The sequence below is a fragment of the Pseudomonas sp. Marseille-Q0931 genome, from assembly GCF_940789645.1.
Taxonomy (GTDB): Bacteria; Pseudomonadota; Gammaproteobacteria; order Pseudomonadales; family Pseudomonadaceae; genus Aquipseudomonas.
On sequence record NZ_CALNWT010000018.1, the window covers coordinates 81,954 to 103,188 of the forward strand.

At 61.4% G+C, this 21,235-nt stretch carries 15 protein-coding genes and 2 tRNA genes; 16 read left to right on the plus strand and 1 reads right to left on the minus strand.

Annotated features, from left to right (window positions below; all coding sequences use genetic code 11):
* Positions 1-77: 77 nt before the first annotated feature.
* A complete protein-coding gene (locus P3C50_RS22540; protein ID WP_021490532.1) occupies positions 78-485 on the plus strand; it encodes a PA2779 family protein in 408 nt (135 codons plus the stop codon).
* A 56-nt stretch (positions 486-541) separates the two neighbouring features.
* On the plus strand, positions 542-1,423 hold the full coding sequence (locus P3C50_RS22545) for a PA2778 family cysteine peptidase (protein ID WP_275547673.1): 882 nt from the start codon (positions 542-544) through the stop codon (positions 1,421-1,423).
* A gap of 112 nt (positions 1,424-1,535) precedes the next feature.
* On the opposite strand, the gene P3C50_RS22550 is transcribed toward P3C50_RS22545, so the two are convergent.
* Positions 1,536-2,819, minus strand: a complete 1,284-nt coding sequence (locus P3C50_RS22550; RefSeq protein ID WP_275547674.1) for an NAD(P)/FAD-dependent oxidoreductase — start codon at positions 2,817-2,819, stop codon at positions 1,536-1,538.
* A gap of 184 nt (positions 2,820-3,003) precedes the next feature.
* On the opposite strand from P3C50_RS22550, the gene P3C50_RS22555 reads away from it, so the two are divergent.
* The 14 genes from P3C50_RS22555 (at position 3,004) to recD (ending at position 20,726) form a co-directional block, all read left to right on the plus strand.
* Positions 3,004-3,080 (plus strand) — tRNA-Val (locus tag P3C50_RS22555).
* A 265-nt stretch (positions 3,081-3,345) separates the two neighbouring features.
* Positions 3,346-5,268: a threonine--tRNA ligase gene (gene thrS, locus P3C50_RS22560; protein WP_275547675.1), complete on the plus strand. Its 1,923-nt coding sequence runs from the start codon at positions 3,346-3,348 to the stop codon at positions 5,266-5,268.
* Positions 5,269-5,285: 17 nt separating this feature from the next.
* Entirely contained in the window at positions 5,286-5,819 is a 534-nt protein-coding gene (gene infC / locus P3C50_RS22565) for a translation initiation factor IF-3 (protein ID WP_197858938.1), read from the plus strand.
* A 60-nt stretch (positions 5,820-5,879) separates the two neighbouring features.
* Positions 5,880-6,074, plus strand: coding sequence for a 50S ribosomal protein L35 (gene rpmI / locus P3C50_RS22570; protein ID WP_003461222.1), 195 nt, complete (start codon positions 5,880-5,882; stop codon positions 6,072-6,074).
* A gap of 29 nt (positions 6,075-6,103) precedes the next feature.
* Complete coding sequence (rplT, locus tag P3C50_RS22575) at positions 6,104-6,460, plus strand: 50S ribosomal protein L20 (protein ID WP_003243409.1); 357 nt, start codon at positions 6,104-6,106, stop codon at positions 6,458-6,460.
* A 96-nt stretch (positions 6,461-6,556) separates the two neighbouring features.
* Entirely contained in the window at positions 6,557-7,573 is a 1,017-nt protein-coding gene (gene pheS, locus P3C50_RS22580; RefSeq protein ID WP_197858937.1) for a phenylalanine--tRNA ligase subunit alpha, read from the plus strand.
* Positions 7,574-7,617: 44 nt separating this feature from the next.
* Entirely contained in the window at positions 7,618-9,996 is a 2,379-nt protein-coding gene (gene pheT, locus P3C50_RS22585; RefSeq protein ID WP_275547676.1) for a phenylalanine--tRNA ligase subunit beta, read from the plus strand.
* 3 nt (positions 9,997-9,999) lie between these two features.
* Positions 10,000-10,302, plus strand: a complete 303-nt coding sequence (ihfA, locus tag P3C50_RS22590; protein WP_003243414.1) for an integration host factor subunit alpha — start codon at positions 10,000-10,002, stop codon at positions 10,300-10,302.
* Complete coding sequence (locus P3C50_RS22595) at positions 10,283-10,639, plus strand: MerR family transcriptional regulator (protein WP_013716019.1); 357 nt, start codon at positions 10,283-10,285, stop codon at positions 10,637-10,639. The genes ihfA and P3C50_RS22595 overlap by 20 nt, the downstream gene beginning before the upstream one ends.
* 75 nt (positions 10,640-10,714) lie before the next feature.
* Positions 10,715-10,791: transfer RNA gene (locus tag P3C50_RS22600), tRNA-Pro, on the plus strand.
* Positions 10,792-11,178: 387 nt separating this feature from the next.
* A complete protein-coding gene (locus P3C50_RS22605) occupies positions 11,179-11,502 on the plus strand; it encodes a helix-hairpin-helix domain-containing protein (protein WP_275547677.1) in 324 nt (107 codons plus the stop codon).
* A gap of 157 nt (positions 11,503-11,659) precedes the next feature.
* Positions 11,660-15,073 carry an exodeoxyribonuclease V subunit gamma gene (gene recC / locus P3C50_RS22610; protein WP_275547678.1) on the plus strand — a complete coding sequence of 1,138 codons (3,414 nt, stop codon included), beginning with the start codon at positions 11,660-11,662 and terminating at the stop codon, positions 15,071-15,073.
* A complete protein-coding gene (gene recB, locus P3C50_RS22615; protein ID WP_275547679.1) occupies positions 15,070-18,699 on the plus strand; it encodes an exodeoxyribonuclease V subunit beta in 3,630 nt (1,209 codons plus the stop codon). Before recC ends, recB begins: the two co-directional genes overlap by 4 nt.
* Positions 18,696-20,726, plus strand: coding sequence for an exodeoxyribonuclease V subunit alpha (recD, locus tag P3C50_RS22620; RefSeq protein WP_275547680.1), 2,031 nt, complete (start codon positions 18,696-18,698; stop codon positions 20,724-20,726). Before recB ends, recD begins: the two co-directional genes overlap by 4 nt.
* Positions 20,727-21,235 lie beyond the last annotated feature (509 nt).

The window sequence follows — 21,235 nt, forward strand, 5'->3', positions numbered from 1 at the left end:
GAGTGCATCTGGCCGAGTGAACCTGAATGATTTCGATGGTGTCTATTGGCTACCTCGTCCCTCAGGAGATAACCACAATGACAATTTCCATGAACCCCGTTATGCGCCGTCTGGCAGCTATCACTGCGCTGTTTCACCTGTTGCTGGTGGTGCAGATTCCCGCTGCCAACGCGGCGATGGTCGGCACTCACGAGGTGATCGCCGAGCAGCAGCACAAGGTGGATCAGGAGCAGTTGATGGCCATGCTCGATGACGAGCAGGTGAAGGAGAAACTGGTGTCGATGGGCGTCGACCGTGATCAGGTCGAGTCGCGTATCGCTAGCCTGACCCCGGCCGAGCTGGCGCAGTTCAACCAGCAGCTGGATCAGGCGCCTGCCGGTGCGGGTGTGGTCGGCATCATCGTGTTGTTTCTGGTGATCTTCATCATCACTGATATGCTGTGCGCCACCAACATCTTCAATTTCGTCAAATGCATAAATCGCTGATTCGCCTCTGCTGCATCGCTTCGATCGTTCTACTCACAGCCTGCGCGCGGTCTCCGGTGTTATCACCGGAGGCCGAGCGCCTGCCTGAGCGGGTAGAACTCACCGATGTTCCCTTCTTTCCCCAGGACGCCTACCAGTGCGGGCCGGCAGCTCTGGCCACCATGCTCAACCAGCGCGGTGTGCTGACGACGCCGGGTGCGCTCAAGGACAAGGTCTACATCCCCAGCCGTGAAGGCAGTCTGCAGGTCGAGATGGTTGCCGCCGCGCGCAGTCACGAAATGCTGGTGTATCCGTTGCAACCGCGTCTGGACGCGGTGCTTGCCGAAGTGGCGGCGGGTAACCCGGTGCTGGTGCTACAGAACCTGGCGTTCGACTTCTACCCGCAATGGCATTTCGCGGTGGTGGTCGGCTATGACCGTCGTGAGCGCACGCTGATCCTGCGGTCGGCCACCACGCGCCGTCTCCAAGACAGCTTCGCCAGCTTCGACAGAACCTGGGCGCGCGGTGGTCGTTGGGCGGTAGTGACTCTGCCACCGGAGCGCCTGCCGGCGCAGGCCGATATGCACGCCTGGATGAAGGCTGCCAACGACCTCGAGCAAACCGGCAATGCCCAGCCGGCACGGCGTGCCTATCGCCGCGCCGCCGAGGCCTGGCCGGAGCAGGCGTTGCCCTGGTTCGCCCTGAGCAACAGTCGCTACGCCGATGGCGACCGCAAGGGTGCCGAGCATGCGCTGCGTGAGAGTCTCAAGCGTGAGCCGGATTTTGCCGCGGGTTGGTTCAACCTGTCCCAGGTGCTGGGTGAGCAGGGTTGCGCGCGCGAGGCGCAGCAGGCTCAGGCCTGTGCGCAACGTCTGGCGCCGGAGGATTCGCGATTCGCCGCATCACCCAAAACCAGTGCTCCTGGCGGACAGTGCCAAGCCTTGCCGGCCTGCCCCTGAAACCAACGGCGGGCCAATGCACATCCTGTAAAAGCGAATTTATTCGCGATCAGGGGCAGGCAAGAAGCCAAACTCCATCGCGAATAAATTCGCTCCTACGCATGCGTGAAGTTCAGACGCCCAGCTTGTCACGCAGCGTGTAGTACCAGGCGCCGATGGCGCTGAGCGGCACCTGGAACATACGGCCACCCGGGAAGGGGTAGTGCGGCAGCCCGGCGAAGGCGTCGAAGCGCTCGGCCTGGCCGCGCAGCGCCTCGGCCAGCACCTTGCCGGCCAGGTGCGTGTAGGTCACGCCGTGGCCGCTGCAACCCTGCGAGTAGTAGATGTTGTCGCCGATACGGCCGACCTGAGGCAGGCGCGACAGGGTCAGCAGGAAGTTGCCGGTCCAGGCGAAATCGATCTTCACGTTCTTCAGTTGCGGGAAGGTCTTGAGCATCTTCGGGCGAATGATTGCTTCGATATTGGCCGGATCTCGCGCACCGTAGACCACGCCGCCACCGTAGATCAGACGCTTGTCGCCAGTGAGACGGTAGTAGTCGAGCAGGTAGTTGCAGTCCTCGACGCAGTAATCCTGCGGCAACAGGCTGGCAGCGACTTCGTCGGACAGCGGCTCGGTGGTTATCACCTGGGTGCCGCACGGCATCGACTTTGACGCCAGCTCCGGCACCAGATTACCGAGATAGGCATTGCCAGCGACCACCACGAACTTGGCCTTGATGCGGCCTTGCGGCGTATGTACCACCGGATTGGCGCCACGCTCGATGCGGGTAGCTGGGGATTGCTCATAGATCACGCCGCCCAGCGATTCCACTGCAGCGGCTTCACCCAGAGCCAGGTTCAGCGGATGGATATGGCCACCGCTCATATCCAGCATGCCGCCAACGTAGTTTTCGGTAGCCACCACCTCGCGGATACGTTTGGCGTCCATCAATTCCAGCTGGGTGTGGCCGTAGCGTTCCCACAGTTTCTTCTGGGACTCCAGGTGGCCCATCTGCTTGGCTGTCAGCGCGGCGAACACGCCGCCATCCTTCAGGTCGCACTGGATGTCGTACTTGGCGATGCGTTCACGGATGATGCGACCGCCTTCGAAGGCCATCTGTCCGAGCAGTTGCGCCTGCTTGGGGCCGACCGTGCGCTCGATCACGTCGATGTCGCGGCTGTAGCTATTGACGATCTGCCCGCCGTTGCGCCCCGACGCGCCAAAGCCGACCTTGGCCGCCTCGACGATGCTGACCTTGAAGCCGTTCTCCAGCAGGAACAGTGCAGTGGACAGGCCTGTATAGCCCGCACCGATGATGCACACATCGGTTTCCACCTCGCCTTGCAGGGCAGGGCGTTGCGGAACGGCGTTGGCTGAGGCGGCGTAATAGGATTGTGGATAGGCCGTGTGCGCCATCTTGAACCTCTGTTCTTTATTTTTTACGAATGAATCGATGCTACCTGAGTTGAAAATGCCCGGCTAGTGCCCGTGCAAAATATTCAACGTTCCTGCTTTGATAAAAAAATTGGCCTATTTCAGTGAGTTAGCGAAAAAAACTGTTGACGGCCAAAAAGATCTGCGTAGAATGCGCACCCATCGAAGGCACATAGCTCAGTTGGTTAGAGCACCACCTTGACATGGTGGGGGTCGTTGGTTCGAGTCCAATTGTGCCTACCAAATCGATAAAAAGGGGTCGCTAAGCGACCCCTTTTTTATTGCTCGAATTTTTCGAGCAGGCTTTGCGAGTTTGTTTCAAGCGGCAGCTTGTCAGGGCTCAGGCTTTCTGAAAGTATCCCCGCTCTTTACTTCCAGTGACTCTGGTTCGGTCTGGTTGGCCTTCGGGCTCCTGCCATCGTTAGGTGGGTATACCGCTGAATCGCTTCCTGGCTCATCCCAACCCACGTGACCTTTGGTAGGGGTCACCACTAGGAGAGGAGGCGCCATGCCCATCATTACTCTTCCCGACGGCAGTCAACGTTCGTTCGATCATCCGGTATCCGTGCTGGAGGTCGCTCAATCCATTGGTGCGGGCCTGGCCAAGGCCACCCTGGCTGGCAAGGTAAACGGCAGGCAGGTCGATGCCTGCGACGTGATCGATACCGATGCCACCCTGCAGATCATCACGCCGAAGGACGAAGAGGGGCTGGAGATCATCCGCCACTCCTGTGCTCACCTGGTTGGGCATGCGGTCAAGCAGCTATACCCGAATGCCAAGATGGTGATCGGTCCGGTCATCGATGAAGGCTTCTATTATGACATCGCAATCGACCGTCCCTTTACTCCGGAAGATATGGCGGCCATCGAGAGGCGCATGGCTGAGCTGATCGACAAGGACTACGACGTCATCAAGAAAATGACGCCGCGTGCCGAGGTCATCGAGCTGTTCAAGTCGCGCGGCGAGGAATACAAGCTGCGTCTGATCGACGACATGCCGGACGAAAAGGCCATGGGCCTTTACTTCCATGAAGAATACGTCGACATGTGCCGTGGCCCGCATGTGCCGAACACGCGCTTCCTCAAGGCCTTCAAGCTGACCCGGATTTCCGGTGCCTACTGGCGCGGCGACTCGAAGAACGAGCAGCTGCAGCGCGTCTATGGCACCGCTTGGGCGGACAAGAAGCAGCTGGCTGCCTATATCCAGCGCATCGAAGAGGCCGAGAAGCGCGATCACCGTCGTATCGGCAAGCAGCTGGATCTGTTCCATCTGCAGGAAGAAGCGCCGGGCATGGTGTTCTGGCATGCCAATGGCTGGACCGTCTACCAGGTGCTTGAGCAGTACATGCGCCAGGTGCAGCGCGAGAATGGTTACCAGGAGATCAAGACGCCGCAGGTGGTCGATCGTATTCTCTGGGAGCGTTCCGGTCACTGGTCCAACTACGCCGAGAACATGTTCACCACGGCCTCGGAAAATCGCGACTACGCGGTCAAGCCGATGAACTGCCCGTGCCACGTGCAGGTGTTCAATCAGGGGCTTAAGTCCTACCGCGACCTGCCGCTGCGTCTGGCCGAGTTCGGTGCCTGTCACCGTAACGAGCCGTCCGGTGCGCTGCACGGCATCATGCGCGTGCGCGGCTTCGTGCAGGATGATGCGCACATCTTCTGTACCGAAGAACAGGTGAAGAAGGAAGCGGCCGACTTCATCAAGCTGACGCTGGATGTCTACAAGGACTTCGGCTTCACCGATATCGCCATGAAGCTGTCGACTCGCCCGGCCAAGCGCGTGGGTTCCGAAGAGTTGTGGGATCGCGCCGAAGGTGCGCTGGCCGATGCGCTCAACGAATCTGGCCTGGAGTGGGAATACCAGCCGGGTGAGGGCGCTTTCTACGGTCCGAAGATCGAGTTCACGCTGCGTGACTGTCTGGGTCGTAACTGGCAGTGCGGCACGCTGCAGTACGATCCGAACCTCCCGGAGCGCCTGGATGCCAGCTATATCGCTGAAGACAACAACCGTAAGCGCCCGGTCATGTTGCATCGTGCGATCCTCGGTTCGTTCGAGCGCTTCATCGGTATGTTGATCGAGCACTACGCCGGCTCTTTCCCGGCCTGGCTCGCGCCGACCCAGGCCGTGATCATGAATATCACTGATAAACAGGCCGATTTTGCCCGTGAAGCAGAGAAAACTCTCAATCAAAGCGGTTTTCGTGCCAAGGTTGACTTGAGAAACGAAAAGATCGGCTTTAAAATCCGTGAGCATACCTTGCTCAAGGTTCCCTATCTCTTGGTTATCGGAGATCGGGAAGTCGAGACACGATCCGTTGCTGTGCGCACCCGCGAAGGCGTCGACCTGGGGTCAATGCCTATCGAGCAGTTCGCCGCGCAGTTGCAGCAAGCGGTTTCCCGGCGTGGTCGCCAAGATTTGGAGTAAGAACTATTAAGCGTGATATGAGACAGGACAAGCGGGCCGCCCCCAAGGCGCCGATCAACGAGAACATCACTGCGCGTGAAGTTCGTCTGATTGGCGCGGACGGCCAGCAGATTGGTGTGGTTTCCATCGAAGAAGCGCTGAGCGCTGCCGAGGATGCCAAGCTGGATCTGGTGGAAATCTCCGCTGATGCGGTGCCACCGGTTTGCCGCATCATGGACTACGGCAAGCACCTGTTCGAAAAGAAAAAGCAGGCTGCTATTGCCAAGAAGAACCAGCATCAGCAGCAGATCAAAGAGATCAAGTTTCGTCCAGGGACGGAAGAAGGGGATTACCAGGTAAAACTACGCAACCTGGTACGTTTCCTTGAAGATGGGGACAAGGCCAAGGTATCGCTTCGATTCCGCGGTCGTGAGATGGCCCACCAGGAGCTGGGGATGGAGCTGCTCAAGCGGGTCGAACAAGACCTGATCGAGCTCGGCACCGTCGAACAGCATCCTAAGCTGGAAGGACGCCAGCTGATGATGGTCATCGCTCCCAAGAAGCGTAAATAACCTCCCGGGCACTGGCAGGCCTGATGGTTATCAGTTGTTAATGAATGCGGAGTACTAAACATGCCAAAAATGAAAACCAAGAGCGGTGCTGCAAAGCGCTTCCTGAAGACTGCTACAGGCTTCAAGCACAAGCACGCTTTCAAGAGCCACATCCTGACCAAAATGTCCACCAAGCGTAAGCGCCAGCTGCGTGGCAGCTCGCTGATCGGCCCGTCGGACAAAGCTAAAGTCGAGCGCATGCTGCGCGTTCGTTAATCGGTCAAGATACTTAGAGGTAATTACTCATGGCTCGTGTTAAGCGTGGCGTTATCGCTCGTGCTCGTCACAAAAAAATCCTGAAGCTCGCCAAGGGCTACTACGGTGCGCGTTCGCGCGTGTTCCGCGTCGCCAAGCAGGCGGTGATCAAGGCAGGCCAATACGCCTACCGTGACCGTCGTCAGCGCAAGCGTCAGTTCCGTGCACTGTGGATCGCTCGTATCAACGCTGGTGCTCGCGTCAACGGTCTGTCCTACAGCCGTCTGATCGCTGGCCTGAAGAAAGCGTCGATCGAAATCGACCGCAAGGTTCTGGCTGATCTGGCAGTGAACGAAAAAGCGGCGTTTGCTGCGATTGTCGAGAAAGCTAAGGCCGTTCTGGCTTAAGTCCCCCGACAATCACCGGGTTCGCCCGGTGGCAACGTCAAAGATAGGGGAAGAGCCTTAACAGCTCTTCCCCTATTTCGTATCTGGAGTCTGTAAATGGAAAATCTGGATGCATTGGTCTCCCAAGCGCTCGAGGCCGTGCAACAAAGCGAAGATGTCAATGCCCTGGAACAGCTCCGGGTTCAATACCTTGGCAAGAAAGGCGAACTGACCGCCCTGATGCAGACTCTGGGCAAGCTGTCGGCTGAAGAGCGGCCGAAAGCCGGTGCCCTGATCAACACCGCCAAGAACCAAGTGCAAGACGCCCTGAATGCCCGCAAATCCGTGCTTGAGCAGGCTTTGCTCGCCGAGAAGCTGGCATCCGAGCGGATCGACGTGACCCTGCCGGGCCGCGGCCAGACCTCCGGCGGCTTGCACCCGGTCACCCGCACGCTCGAACGTGTCGAGCAGTTCTTCACCCACATCGGTTACAGCGTTGCCGAGGGGCCGGAAGTCGAAGACGACTACCACAACTTCGAAGCGCTCAACATCCCCGGCCACCACCCGGCGCGGGCGATGCACGATACCTTCTATTTCAACGCGAACATGCTGCTGCGCACCCATACCTCGCCGGTGCAGGTGCGCACCATGGAATCGCAGCAGCCGCCGATCCGCATTGTCTGCCCCGGCCGCGTCTATCGCTGCGACTCCGATATTACTCACTCGCCGATGTTCCACCAGGTCGAAGGCCTGCTGGTCGACGAGGACATCAGCTTCGCTGACCTCAAGGGCACCATCGAAGAGTTCCTTCGCGTGTTCTTCGAGAAGCCGCTGGGCGTGCGTTTCCGTCCATCTTTCTTCCCCTTCACCGAGCCGTCGGCCGAAGTCGACATGCAGTGCGTGATGTGTTCCGGCAAGGGTTGCCGTGTGTGCAAGCAGACCGGCTGGCTGGAAGTGATGGGCTGCGGCATGGTGCATCCGAATGTGCTGCGCATGAGTGGCATCGACCCGGAGAAATACTCCGGCTTCGCCTTCGGTATGGGCGTCGAGCGCCTGGCCATGCTGCGTTATGGCGTCAATGACTTGCGCCTGTTCTTCGATAACGACCTGCGGTTCCTGGCGCAATTTCGCTAGCAGCCGACCCTCGTGATCGAATTCGTTTAAGGAGAACAGACAACATGAAATTCAGTGAACAGTGGCTGCGCAGTTGGGTAAATCCCGACGTATCCCGTGACGATCTGGTCGCGCGCCTGTCCATGGTCGGCCTTGAGGTCGATGCCGTGCAGCCGGTTGCCGGTGCCTTCAGTGGCGTTGTGGTCGGTGAGATCCTAAGTGCCGAGCAACACCCGGACGCGGATAAGCTGCGTGTGTGCCAGGTGAGCAATGGCACCGAGACCTTCCAAGTCGTTTGCGGCGCGCCCAATGCCCGTGCCGGCATCAAGATTCCGTTCGCCATGATTGGCGCCGAGTTGCCGGGTGACTTCAAGATCAAGAAGGCCAAGCTGCGCGGCGTGGAGTCTCAGGGCATGCTGTGCTCGGCTTCCGAGTTGCAGATCAGCGAAGACAACAGCGGCCTGATGGAACTGGCGGCCGATGCGCCGGTTGGCAGTGACATTCGCGCCTATCTGCAATTAGACGACGCCAGCATCGAGATTGGCCTGACCCCTAACCGCGGCGACTGCCTGTCGCTCGCCGGCCTGGCCCGTGAAGTCGGCGCCATGTACAGCGCCGCAGTTTCGCCGGTGGCCATCGAAGCCGCTGCGCCTATGCATGGCGACGTGCGTCCGGTCGAGGTGCTGGCGCCCAAGGCTTGCCCGCGTTATCTCGGTCGTGTTGTGCGCAACGTCGACCTGTCTCGCCCGACTCCGCTGTGGATGGTCGAGCGTCTGCGTCGCTCCGATATCCGCAGTATCGATGCAGCGGTGGACATCACCAACTACGTGATGCTCGAACTCGGTCAGCCGATGCATGCTTTCGACCTTGCCGAGATCAATGGCGGCATCCGCGTGCGTATGGCTGAAGAGGGTGAGAAGCTGGTGCTGCTCGACGGCCAGGAAGTCAGCCTGCGCGCCGACACCCTGGTCATCGCCGACCATGGTCGTGCTCTGGCCATCGCGGGCGTGATGGGCGGCGAGCACAGCGGCGTGAGCGACAAGACGCGCGACCTGTTCCTGGAAAGCGCCTTCTTCGACAATATCGCTGTCGCCGGTAAGGCCCGTTCCTATGGCCTGCACACCGATTCCTCGCACCGCTTCGAGCGTGGTGTGGATTCGCAATTGGCGCGTCAGGCGATGGAGCGTGCGACTACGCTGCTGCTGGAGATCGTCGGTGGCGAAGCCGGCCCGATCATCGAAGTCAGCAGCGAGGCCGATCTGCCGAGCGTGGCGCCGATCACCCTGCGTGCCGAACGCATCAGCCAGATGTTGGGCATGGACATGGACAGCGCTGAAGTCGAGCGCCTGCTCACTGCGCTGGGTCTGAGTGTCAGCGCTCAGGGCGCCGGTCAATGGCAGGTCAGTGTGCCCAGTCACCGTTTCGACATCAGCTTGGAAGTGGATCTGATCGAAGAGCTGGGCCGCTTGTACGGTTACAACCGCCTGCCGGTGCGCTACCCGCAGGCGCGTCTCGCGCCGCAGGCCAAGGCCGAGGCGCGGGCCGAGTTACCCGCGTTGCGCCGCCTGCTGGTTGCCCGTGGCTATCAGGAAGCGATCACCTACAGCTTCATCGATCCCAAGCTGTTCGAACTGTTCACGCCGGGCGTCGAGCCGCTGCAACTGGCTAACCCGATCTCGGCCGACATGGCTGCCATGCGCTCCTCGCTGTGGCCGGGTCTGGTCAAGGCGCTGCAGCACAACCTCAATCGTCAGCAGTCGCGCGTGCGCCTGTTCGAGAGCGGTCTGCGTTTTGTCGGTCAGCTGGAAGGCCTGCAGCAGGAAGCCATGCTCGCTGGCGTGATCAGTGGCAGTCGTCTGCCGGAAGGCTGGGCCAACAGTCGCGAGAGCGTCGACTTCTACGACCTGAAGACCGATGTAGAAGCGCTGCTGGGTTATGCCGGCGCAGCTGATGCCTTCAGCTTCGTGCCGGGCGAGCATCCTGCTCTGCACCCAGGCCAGACTGCTCGCATCGAGCGGGAAGGGCGCCTGATCGGCTTCATCGGTGCTTTGCACCCGGAGCTTGCCAAGACCCTTGGGCTGGATCAGCCAGTGTTCCTGTTTGAGCTGGTGCTGGCGGAAGTTGCCGCCGGTCGCATGCCGGCATTCAGCGAGCTGTCGCGCTTCCCCGAGGTGCGTCGCGATCTGGCGTTGCTGGTCGATCGCGAGCAACCGGCCGAGGCCGTGCTGTCGGCTATCCGAGAAACGGCGGGCGAATGGCTGACGGACCTCAAGCTATTTGACGTCTATCACGGTAAAGGCATTGATCCGCTTAGAAAAAGCCTTGCGGTCGGCTTGACCTGGCAACATCCATCGCGCACTCTTAATGACGATGAGGTGAGTACTACTACGCAAAATATCCTCACCTGCCTCGAACAAAGGTTCAACGCCACGTTAAGGAAGTAGCGTATGGGGGCTCTGACGAAAGCTGAAATGGCGGAACGTCTGTATGAAGAGCTCGGCCTGAACAAACGGGAAGCCAAGGAACTGGTGGAGCTGTTTTTTGAAGAGATCCGCCAGGCTCTTGAGCTGAACGAACAGGTCAAGCTTTCCGGGTTCGGTAACTTCGACTTGCGCGACAAGCGCCAGCGACCGGGCCGTAACCCGAAAACAGGGGAAGAGATTCCAATCACGGCTCGCCGTGTGGTCACTTTTCGTCCAGGGCAAAAATTGAAAGCCAGGGTCGAGGCCTATGCTGGAACCAAGTCATAACGACGAATTACCGGCAATTCCCGGCAAACGCTACTTCACCATTGGTGAGGTTAGTGAGCTCTGCGCGGTCAAACCCCACGTGCTGCGATATTGGGAGCAGGAGTTCCCGCAGCTCAACCCGGTCAAGCGGCGGGGCAACCGCCGCTACTACCAGCGCCAGGACGTGCTGATGATCCGGCAGATTCGGGCGTTGCTGTACGACCAGGGCTTTACCATCGGCGGGGCGCGTCAGCGTCTTTCCGGCGATGAGGCCAAGGACGACACCACCCAGTATCGTCAGCTGATCAAGCAGATGATCGCCGAGCTCGAAGATGTGCTGCACGTACTGAAGAAGTAAGGCGAAGAAAAAGTTGCCTTATTTCAAAAGCTTAATGTATAGTTCCTCCCGTTTCCGGTCACTCGGAAGCATCGTCGGGGCGTAGCGCAGCCCGGTAGCGCACTTGCATGGGGTGCAAGGGGTCGAGTGTTCGAATCACTCCGTCCCGACCAAAAAATCCCTAGAAAATCCAGTCACTTAGCGGTGACTGGATTTTTTTATGGGCGCTTCACACGTAGAAGCGTAGGGACTTTTGCGGGACTTTTTTTCATCCTGCCATTCTCCTCAAAATTGTCAGGGCCGGACCGCGCGAGTCGGTGGCCGAAATCCTGTTGGTTTTTTCATCATCTGTTTCCCTTTTCATCGGCGGCGCTGCGGTTCTTTAAGGCTGTAAAGTCCTCTTGTCTTCGTATGTACGCCTGATCGGCGGGCTAACAAGTGCCTGACTTTTGAGGCTTTCACCCCGTTAATTCACCGAGAATTTGACACCGAGGAAATAGCGTCTAGGTTGAAGAACGAGCCTAACGTGCTCGTCTTACTCACTTACAAGGAACGTTAAGATGATGAAAATCTACCTTTCCTCTGTGCTGTTCGCTGTTCTTACCTCCCTCTCCCTTGCCGCTTCGGCAGTAGAAACCTCGAAGACCGAACCAGCCGCTACGGCCTCCGTGCAGGTTGCTCAGGCGGTCGCCGTCAATCTGAATACCGCTGATGCCGAAACTCTCCAGCGTGAGTTGGCTGGCATCGGGGCGACCAAGGCGCAGGCTATCGTGGCCTATCGCGAGGCTCATGGTAATTTCGCTTCGGTTGACGAGTTACTCGAGGTCAAAGGCATCGGTGAGGCGACTCTGGACAAGAATCGCGACAAACTCATGGTCGAATGATGCCTGCAGCTGTCTTTACCACCGAGGCCGGTCGTTGACCGGCCTTTTCGTTTTCGGGCCGAATGCTTCAGGTCGTTGCTGACATACATACTGACTGACGCACCTTGTCGCCAAATGCTGGCAAACTTGCGCTTCGATTTTCGACAGGAGTCAGTCGATGCCCGCCAGCCCGGAGCTGTCCCCCGGCCTCATCGTCATTCACGGTAACCACCTCGAAGAGCTGCGTGCGCTGGCGGTGCAGTGGATGCGGCGCTATCCGCTGCGGCCGCTGGAGAATGAAGTGCTGCTTGTGCAGAGCAACGGCATCGCCCAGTGGCTCAAGCTGGCGCTGGCCGAGCGTGACGGCTGTGGCATCGCCGCGGCGCTGGATGTCGATCTGCCGGCGCGCTTTCTCTGGCAGGCATACCGCAACGTGCTGGGCAAGGACGCGATCCCGCAGCAATCGCCCTTGGACAAGGCGCCGCTGACCTGGCGTCTGATGCGGCTGTTGCCGGGCTTGCTGGCCGAGGAGGCCTTTGCGCCCTTGCGCCGCTTCCTTGCTGATGATCAGGATCTGCGCAAGCGCCACCAGCTTGCCGAGCGTCTGGCGGATCTGTTCGATCAGTACCAGGTCTACCGCGCCGACTGGCTGGCGGACTGGGCCAGTGGACATGACCGCCTGCGCACCTCACGTGGCGGCGAGCGGCCACTGGAGGGCGATTCCCTCTGGCAACCCGCGCTGTGGCGCGCTTTGCTGACAGACGTTGGCGAGCAGCATCTGGCCGAGAGTCGCGCCGGCGTGCATCCGCGCTTCGTGGCCCGCCTGGGCGAGCTGGACGCGCCGCCCGCCGGGCTGCCGCGACGCATTTCCGTTTTCGGAATTTCTTCGTTGCCGGCCCAGGTGCTGGAGGCGCTGGCGGCCATGGCGCGCTTCAGTCAGGTCATGCTCTACGTGCACAACCCCTGTCAGCACCACTGGGGCGATATCGTCGAAGACAAGGATTTGCTGCGCCACGAGTATCGTCGCCAGCAACGCAAGGGCAGGCCAGGCGCGCAGATCGGCCTGTTCGAACAGGAGGACATGCACCAGCACGGGCAGCCGCTGCTGGCCGCCTGGGGCAAGCAGGGGCGCGATTACATTAACCTGCTGGATCAGTACGATGAGCCGCAGCGCTACCGCGAGCAGTTCGAGCGTATCGACCTGTTCAGCCCGACCAGTGAGAACAGCCTGCTCGGCCAGTTGCAGAACGACATTCTCGACCTGCGCCCGCTGGCGGAAACGCGCAGCACCTGGCCGGCTGTCGATCCTGTCAGGGATCATTCGCTGCGCTTTCACATCGCCCACAGTGCCCAGCGCGAGGTGGAGGTGCTGCACGACCAACTGCTGGCCAGCTTCAGCGAGGACGCCACGCTGCGCCCGCGCGACGTGATCGTCATGGTGCCGGACGTCAACGCCTATGCACCGCATATCCAGGCCGTGTTCGGCCAGTTCGCCAGCGACGATCCGCGTTTTATCCCCTTCACCCTGGCCGACCAGGGCCTGCGCGGCAAGGAGCCGATGATCATCGCACTGGAGCATTTGCTGCGCCTGCCGGACAGCCGCTTCAGCGTCAGCGAGATTCTCGATCTGCTGGATGTCGCCGCGCTACGTCAACGTTTCGCCATCGCCGAGGACCAGTTGCCCACGTTGCGCCGCTGGCTCGAGGGCGCCGGTGTGCGCTGGGGGCTGAATGCGACCCAGCGGCAATCGCTTGGCCTCGGCGAGAACCTGGAGCAGAACACCTGGCGCTTCGGATTGCGGCGCATGCTTCTGGGCTATGCGGTAGGCACGGCCGACGCCTTTGCCGGTATCGAACCCTATGATGAGATAGGCGGGCTCGACGCCGCGCTGATCGGCCCGGTAACGCGCTTGCTGGCAACCCTCGAACAGCATTTGCAGCAACTGCGTGAGCCCGCTACGCCTGCGCAATGGGGCGAGCGTCTGCGCACGTTGCTCGACGACTTCTTCCTGGCGCAGAACGACCGTGAAGAGCAGCTGGCGACCCAGTTGCTCGATGCGCTGGATGCCTGGTTGGCGCTTTGCGAGTCCGCGACGCTGGACGAAGCGCTGACCCTGCCGGTGGTACGTGAAGCCTGGCTCGGCGGGCTCGATCAGGGGCGGCTGAGCCAGCGTTTTCTCGCCGGAGCGGTGAATTTCTGCACGCTGATGCCGATGCGCGCGATCCCGTTTCGCCAGGTCTGCCTGCTGGGCATGAACGATGGTGACTACCCGCGCAGCCAGGCCCCGCTGGATTTCGACCTGATGGCCGGTGATTACCGACCCGGTGATCGTTCACGTCGCGAGGATGATCGGTATTTGCTGCTGGAAGCGCTGTTGGCGGCGCGTGATCGGCTCTATGTCAGCTGGGTAGGGCGCAGCATTCGCGACAACAGCGAGCGACCGCCGTCCGTGCTGGTCGGTCAGCTGCGTGACCATCTTGCCAGTGCCTGGACGCTGGCCGGTGGCGGTGACCTTCTGCACGGCCTGACGACCGATCATCCCCTGCAGCCTTTCAGTCGCCGCTACTTCAATGATGAGGCGCAGCTGTTCAGCTATGCCCACGAATGGGCCGCGCTGCATGGTCAGGCCTCGGCGCGTGAGCATGCTGCGTCCTTGTCGCCCTGGGAGGAGGGGCGGCAGCTCACGCCCGAGCTGCTGCAGTCGTTCCTGCGTGATCCGGTGAAGTGTTTTTTCACCCGCCGCCTGAAGGTGTTTCTCGATGAAGAGCAGCAGGCGCAACTGGATAACGAGCCGTTCGCGCTCGATGGCCTGCAGCGTTATCAGTTGCAGGAGACCTTGCTCAAAGCAGCCGTCGCGGCCGAAGAGGATAGCGAAGATGCGCTGAGCTCAGCTGCCGACCGTCTGCAACGCAGCGGTGTGCTGCCGTTGGCCGGTTTCGGTGAGCAGCACCGCAACGCGCTGCTGGAGCCGTTGCCCGCGCAGCTGCGCCGCTATCAGGGGCTCTGTCTGTTGTGGCCGGCGTTAATGGAATCGCCACAGCGTCTGACTTTTACCGCCGCCGGTGTGCAGCTCGACGGCTGGCTCGCCGGGCTGCGGCAGAAGGCTGATGGCAGCCTGGCGCGTCTGGAGCTTTTGCCGGGGGCATTGCTCAAGGACAAGAGCTGGAAGTGGCATCGCCTGCTGCGTCCCTACGTGCTGCATGTGATCGCCGCCGCCTGCGGCGTGCCGCTGACCACCTTGCTGGTTGGCGAGGATCGCAGTCTGTCGTTCGAGCCCGTGCCTGTGGAGCACGCAGCCAGTGTACTGACCACTTGGCTGAAAGCCTGGAACACCGGCATGCAGGCGCCTCTACCGGTCGCGCTGAAAACCTCGCTGGCCTGGTTGCAGGACAACAACGAGGGGAAAGCGCGCAGCATCTACGAGGGCGGCTACAACCTCACGGGTGAAGTCCAGGGCAGCGCCAGTCTTGCGCGCCAGTTCCCGGACTATGCCGCGCTCACCGCCGATGGCCAGTTTCCGGCATGCAGCGAGCGGCTCTATCAGCCGCTGCTCGACAGCCATCCGCAAGCGATCGAGGAGGACGCAGTATGAACCGACAGCGTCCTCTGGCCCTGACGTTTCCCCTGCACGGCAGCCGCCTGATCGAAGCCAGCGCCGGCACGGGCAAGACCTTCACCATTTCCGCGCTCTACCTGCGGCTGATCCTCGGGCATGGCGGTGAGGCTGCGTTTCGCGAGGCGCTGCTGCCGCCGCAGATTCTGGTGGTGACCTTTACCGACGCGGCCACCCGCGAATTGCGCGACCGGATTCGCGTACGCCTGGTCGAGGCCGCGAGCGTATTCCGGGGCGATGCACAGGGCGATGACCTGCTGCGTGAGCTGCGCGGTGATTTCGTTCAGACGCAGTGGGACGAATGCGCCCGCCGCCTGGAACTGGCCGCGCAGTGGATGGACGAGGCTGCCGTATCGACCATCCACGGCTGGTGCCAGCGCATGCTGCGCGAACATGCCTTCGACAGCGGCAGCCTGTTCAACCAGACCCTGGAGACCGATCACAGCGAGCTGCTGGCCGAAGTGGTGCGGGACTACTGGCGGCAGCATTGCTATCCGCTGCAAGACGCCTCGCTGCAATGGGTGGCTGGCGTCTGGGGCACGCCCACCGGGCTTGGCGGCAGGTTGCGACCCTTGCTGAGCGAGGAGGGCGAGATTGCGGCTCAGTCGTTGGGTGAGCTGCTCGATAATGCGTTGCGGCAGCGCCAGCAGGCGCTTGCCGAGCTCAAGTCACCCTGGCTGGCTTGGGCTGACGAGCTGCAGCTGCTGCTGGATGCGGCAGTGGCGGCCAAGCAGGTCGACGGCAAGAAAATCCAGGCGCGCTTCTATAACCCCTGGCTGGCCAAATTGCGCGAATGGGCCGGTAGCGAGGAGCCGCACCTCGATCTGGGCACCGGTTTCACCCGCCTGACCCCCGATGGCCTGGCCGAAGCCTGGAAGGGCGAGGTGCCTGCTCATCCCGCGCTGGACGCCATGGCTCTACTCAAGGCGCAACTCGATGCGTTGCCTGACCCTGCTGAAGCGGCTTTACGCCACGTGGCGGCCTGGGTTCGCCAGCGTTTCGACCGGGAGAAACGTCAGCGCGCGGAGATGGGCTTCGACGACATGCTCCTGCGCCTGGACGCTGCGTTGCAGGGCAGCAATGGGCCGCGCCTGGCCGAGGTGATTCGCCGCCAGTTCCCGGTGGCGCTGATCGACGAATTCCAGGATACCGACCCGCTGCAGTACCGCATCTTCGATACGCTTTACGAGGTCGAGGCCAACCGCGACGACTGCGGCCTGTTTATGATCGGCGACCCCAAGCAGGCCATCTATTCCTTCCGTGGCGCCGACATTCATACCTACCTGCGCGCGCGTCGGGCGACGTCGGGCCGGCACTACAACCTGGAGAAGAACTTCCGCTCCAGCCAGGCCATGGTTGATGCCGTCAACGGTGTTTTTCTGAGGGCCGAGCAGCGCGAGGGTAGTGAAGGGGCGTTTCTGCTACGCGAAGATCTGCCTTTTATCGAGGTGGGTGCACAGGGCCGAGGCGAAGTCTGGAGCGTCGAGGGGCAGGTGCAACCAGCTCTGACCGTGTGGCAACTGGCGAGTGACGAGCCGGTTGCCAAGGGCGCTTATCTGGGTGCCATGGCTGCCGGTGCGGCGAGCGAAATTGTGCGTCTGCTCGATCTGGGGCAGCGCGGGCAGGCCGGCTTCAGCAAGGAGGGCGTGCTCAGTGCCCTGCGGCCCAGCGATATCGCGGTACTGGTGCGTGATTTCAACGAGGCGCAGGCAATTCGTGGTGAGCTGGCCGCGCGTGGCGTGCGCAGCGTGTATCTCTCCGACAAGGATTCGGTGTTCGCCGCCCAGGAGGCGCGTGACCTGCTGCTGTGGCTGCGTGCCTGTGCCGAGCCGGACCAGGATCGCCCGCTGCGCGCAGCGCTGGCCAGCGCGACGCTGGGGCTGGAGTTGAGCGAGCTGGAGCAACTCAACCTCGACGAGCGCACCTGGGAGCGCCGCGTCATGCAGTTCCGCGACTACCGCCAGCGCTGGCAGCGCCAGGGCGTGCTGCCGATGTTGCGTCAGTTGCTGCAGGACTTCGAACTGCCGCAGCGTCTGATGGGGCGTGACGATGGCGAGCGAGTACTGACCAATCTGTTGCATCTGGCCGAGCTGCTGCAGCAGGCCGCCGCCGAACTCGATGGCGAGCTGGCGCTGATTCGTCACTTGAGCGAGCTGCTGGCCGGTGAGGGGCAGGCTGCCGAGGAGCAGGTGTTGCGCCTGGAGAGCGATGAGGCGCTGGTGCGTGTGGTGACCATCCACAAATCCAAGGGCTTGGAGTATCCCTTGGTGTTCCTGCCGTTCATCTGCGCCTTCCGCCCGGTGGATGACAAGAAGCCGCTGCAGATCCACGACGGCGAATGCCGCCGACTGGTGCTCAAGGCCGATGCAGACAGCCTGGAGCGCGCCGAACGTGAACGCCTGGGTGAAGACCTGCGCTTGCTCTATGTGGCGCTGACCCGTGCCCGTCATGCCTGCTGGCTAGGCGTGGCGGATCTGAAGATCGGTAACGGCAAGAAGTCGCGTCTGCATGAATCGGCTCTGGGCTATTTGCTCGGAGGTGGCTCGCCACTGGCGGCTAGCAGCGAGCTTACCGGTTGGCTTGCTCCCTTCGATGCCGGGCTCGATAGCGCCGTGCTGCCGACTCCACTGGCCAGCGAGCAGTGCTATCGCATGATCGAAAATGCGCAGTTCGAGCCGCGCTGGCGTACTCCGGTACGCCGCGCCGCCGAACACTGGTGGATCGCCTCCTACAGTGCGCTGCGCCTGGATGAGGATGCGCCCAGTCAGGTCAGCCGCCATGAGGACGTCGCGCCCGACAGTCCGGCGATGCAGAACGCCATCGACGACGAGGACCCGTTGCTGGCCCTGGCGCCGTTACCGGCATCCGCGCAGGGGCTGCATCGCTTCCCGCGCGGGCCGAACCCCGGCACCTTCCTGCATGGCCTGCTGGAAATGGCGGCCGAGGAAGGTTTCGCCACTCTGGCGCAGGACCCGCCGAGGTTGCGTGAGGCGTTGGCCAGGCGCTGCCAGCGTCGTGGCCTGGAAAGCTGGATCGACCCGTTGCAGGACTGGCTACTGGCGCTGCTGACCCAGCCGCTCACCTTGAATGGCGCGGACAACCTCGTGCTGGCGCAATTGACGCAGTATCAGCCTGAACTGGAGTTCTGGTTCGAAGCGCGCGGGGTGGACGTCAGGCTGCTGGATCATTGGGTGCAGCAGTGCGAGTTGCCGGGCCTCGCCAGGCAGCCGCTGCGTGCCGACACCCTCAACGGCATGTTCAAGGGCTTCATCGATTTGGTATTCGAACATCAGGGGCGTTACTACGTGGCGGATTACAAATCCAACTGGCTCGGCAGTGACGACAGTGCCTATACCCGTGAGGCAATGGAGGTCGCCATCGCCAGCCACCGTTATGACCTGCAATACGTGCTCTACGTGCTGGCGCTGCATCGCCAGCTGCGTCTGCGCCTGCCGGATTACGATTACGACCGGCATGTGGGGGGCGCGCTCTATCTGTTCCTTCGCGCGCCGCAGCAGGGCGCTTATCTCGCGCGGCCGCCGCGCGAGCTGATCGAGCGCCTGGACGCGCTGTTCATGGGTGAAGCCGAGGAGGGCGCAGCATGAGTACGACCCTTGCGCCGGCGCTGCACGACTGTGCCGAACTCTTTGCCCTGCTATCTAGATGGAGCGAGCGCGGCTGGCTGCGCGAGCTGGATCGTGCGCTGGCGCAGCTGTTCGCCGAGCTGGATCCGCAGGCTTCGCCCTTGCTGCTGCTCGGCGCCGCACTGGCCAGCCACCAGCTTGGCCAGGGCCACGTCTGCCTCGACTTGGCCGCCACCCTGGCCAATCCCGATTTCACCCTGTCCCTGCCGCCGGAAGGAGAGGATGCGCAAGAAGCGATGATCCTGCCGTCGCAGGTTTTGGCAGGGCTTAGTCTCGAGTCCTGGCTGACGGCCTGTGCCGGCAGCTCGTTGCTGGAGGGCGAGGGTGCGCCGCTGGTGCTCAGCGGTGCCTGCCTATATATGAGGCGCTACTGGAACTATGAGCGCCAAGTGGCCGGCAATATCGCCCGGCGTCTGCAGGCGAGCGCTGCGGCACCGAGCGATCTGGCCGCGCGCCTGGCTTCACTCTTTTCCGAGGCGCTGGTGGTGGACGGCCAGCGCCAGACCGACTGGCAGAAGCTGGCGTGCGCGATGGCTGCTCAGGGGCGCTTCACGCTGATCACCGGCGGGCCGGGAACCGGCAAAACGACTACGGTGGTGCGCTTGCTGGCGCTGTTGCAGGAGGCCGCCATGGCCACTGGCGAGCCGCTGCGTCTGAGTCTGGCGGCACCTACCGGCAAGGCTGCCGCGCGGCTGACTGAATCCATCGGCGCGCAGGTGCAGTCGCTGGCGCTGGATGAGCGAGTGCGTGAGCAGATCCCGACGCTGGTGACGACGCTGCATCGCTTGCTGGGCAGTCGCCCTGGTAGTCGTCATTTCCGTCATGATGCTGCCAACCCTTTACCGCTGGATGTGCTGGTGGTGGACGAAGCCTCGATGATCGACCTGGAAATGATGGCCAGCCTGCTCGACGCACTACCATCGCATGCGCGTCTGATTCTGCTGGGCGACAAGGATCAGCTCGCCTCGGTTGAGGCCGGTGCGGTATTGGGCGATCTGTGCCGAGAGGCAGAGAGCGGCGGCTATAGCGAGGCGACGCGCACCTGGTTGGAGAATCAGACCGGGGAACGGCTTGAGGACCCTGTACTGATCGAAGGTGACAAAGCGCTGGCACAGCACATAGTTATGCTGCGTCACTCACGCCGCTTTGGCAGTGGCTCGGGTATCGGGCGTCTTGCGCGCGCGGTGAACCAGGGCGATGCGCAGGCGGCTCGTACAACCCTGGCCGCGGGAGCGGACGACCTGCATGTGTTGCGCTTGTCGGGTGAGCAGGATCGTGCGCTGCAGCGACTGCTGATCGATGGGCGGGGCGGTAGCGAGCCGCGTCCTCAGGGATACGCGCATTATCTGCAGGTGATGCAAGCGGAGCGTCCAGCCCTCGAAGCGGATTCCCAGGCCTGGGATTACTGGGCCGGTAATGTTCTGGCGGCGTTCGATCAGTTTCAGTTGCTCTGTGCCGTACGCAAGGGCGCCTGGGGTGTGGAAGCGCTCAACGAGCGTATCGCCCAGGCGCTGGCACATCGTGGGCTGCTCGAGCAGGCGCAGGGCTGGTATGAGGGGCGCCCCGTGCTGGTGACGCGCAATGACTACAGCCTGGGCCTGATGAATGGCGATATCGGCATTGCGCTACGCTTGCCCGAGCCGCCGGAGATTGCTGGTGCTCCCGCACGTCAGGTATTGCGGGTCGTCTTCCCGCGCAATGACGGCAGCGGCGCCTTGCGCCATATCCTGCCGAGCCGCCTGAGTGCGGTGGAAACCGTATTTGCCATGACCGTGCACAAATCGCAGGGCTCGGAGTTTGCCCATTGCGCGCTGATCCTGCCCGACAGCCTCAACCCAGTGCTGACCAAGGAGCTGATCTACACCGGCATTACCCGGGCGCGCCATTGGTTCAGTCTTATCGAAAGCCGTGCGGGCATCTTCGAGCAGGCCGTGCAGCGGCGTGTGGAGCGGCGCAGCGGCCTGCGCCAGGCGCTCGAAGCGCTATAGGTAATAAAACTGCAATTAAAGCTTGACGCGCATTCTGCTGGATGTAGAATGCGCGCCACTTCAGCGATGAAGCGCTTCAAAAACTTCTTGTTAATCAATAAGTTAAGTTGAATGAAGGGCTTGCAAAACTGGATCTGGCGTGTAGAATGCGCGCCGGTCGACAGGGTGGTGGTTGAGCTCTGTTGGTGGTTCGGTCGAATGGATCGAAAGCGGTAGAAAAGAGGTGTTGACAGCGGTTTTGAACGCTGTAGAATGCGCCTCCCGCTGGAGAGAAGAAGTTCTGATTGAAAGCGCAAGTGGTTGAGTAGAAAGAAGTTTCTCCGGAAATAAATTCGAAAAACAGCTTGACAGAAAGAAAGGCTGCTGTAGAATGCGCGGCCTTGGTTGAGACGAAAAGCTTAACCAACTGTTCTTTAACAACTGAATCAAGCAATTCGTGTGGGTGCTTGTGAGGTAAGACTGATAGTCAACTGATTATCAGCATCACAAAGCAACACTCGTTAATTCGA

What these genes read in the sequence shown, in the direction of transcription:
- P3C50_RS22540 (WP_021490532.1), top strand. Translation starts at nt 78, where the DNA reads ATGACAATTTCCATGAACCCCGTTATGCGCCGTCTGGCAGCTATCACT.
- P3C50_RS22550 (WP_275547674.1), bottom strand. Translation starts at nt 2,819, where the DNA reads ATGGCGCACACGGCCTATCCACAATCCTATTACGCCGCCTCAGCCAAC.
- thrS (WP_275547675.1), top strand. Translation starts at nt 3,346, where the DNA reads ATGCCCATCATTACTCTTCCCGACGGCAGTCAACGTTCGTTCGATCAT.
- infC (WP_197858938.1), top strand. Translation starts at nt 5,286, where the DNA reads ATGAGACAGGACAAGCGGGCCGCCCCCAAGGCGCCGATCAACGAGAAC.
- rpmI (WP_003461222.1), top strand. Translation starts at nt 5,880, where the DNA reads ATGCCAAAAATGAAAACCAAGAGCGGTGCTGCAAAGCGCTTCCTGAAG.
- rplT (WP_003243409.1), top strand. Translation starts at nt 6,104, where the DNA reads ATGGCTCGTGTTAAGCGTGGCGTTATCGCTCGTGCTCGTCACAAAAAA.
- pheS (WP_197858937.1), top strand. Translation starts at nt 6,557, where the DNA reads ATGGAAAATCTGGATGCATTGGTCTCCCAAGCGCTCGAGGCCGTGCAA.
- pheT (WP_275547676.1), top strand. Translation starts at nt 7,618, where the DNA reads ATGAAATTCAGTGAACAGTGGCTGCGCAGTTGGGTAAATCCCGACGTA.
- ihfA (WP_003243414.1), top strand. Translation starts at nt 10,000, where the DNA reads ATGGGGGCTCTGACGAAAGCTGAAATGGCGGAACGTCTGTATGAAGAG.
- P3C50_RS22595 (WP_013716019.1), top strand. Translation starts at nt 10,283, where the DNA reads ATGCTGGAACCAAGTCATAACGACGAATTACCGGCAATTCCCGGCAAA.
- P3C50_RS22605 (WP_275547677.1), top strand. Translation starts at nt 11,179, where the DNA reads ATGATGAAAATCTACCTTTCCTCTGTGCTGTTCGCTGTTCTTACCTCC.
- recC (WP_275547678.1), top strand. Translation starts at nt 11,660, where the DNA reads ATGCCCGCCAGCCCGGAGCTGTCCCCCGGCCTCATCGTCATTCACGGT.
- recB (WP_275547679.1), top strand. Translation starts at nt 15,070, where the DNA reads ATGAACCGACAGCGTCCTCTGGCCCTGACGTTTCCCCTGCACGGCAGC.
- recD (WP_275547680.1), top strand. Translation starts at nt 18,696, where the DNA reads ATGAGTACGACCCTTGCGCCGGCGCTGCACGACTGTGCCGAACTCTTT.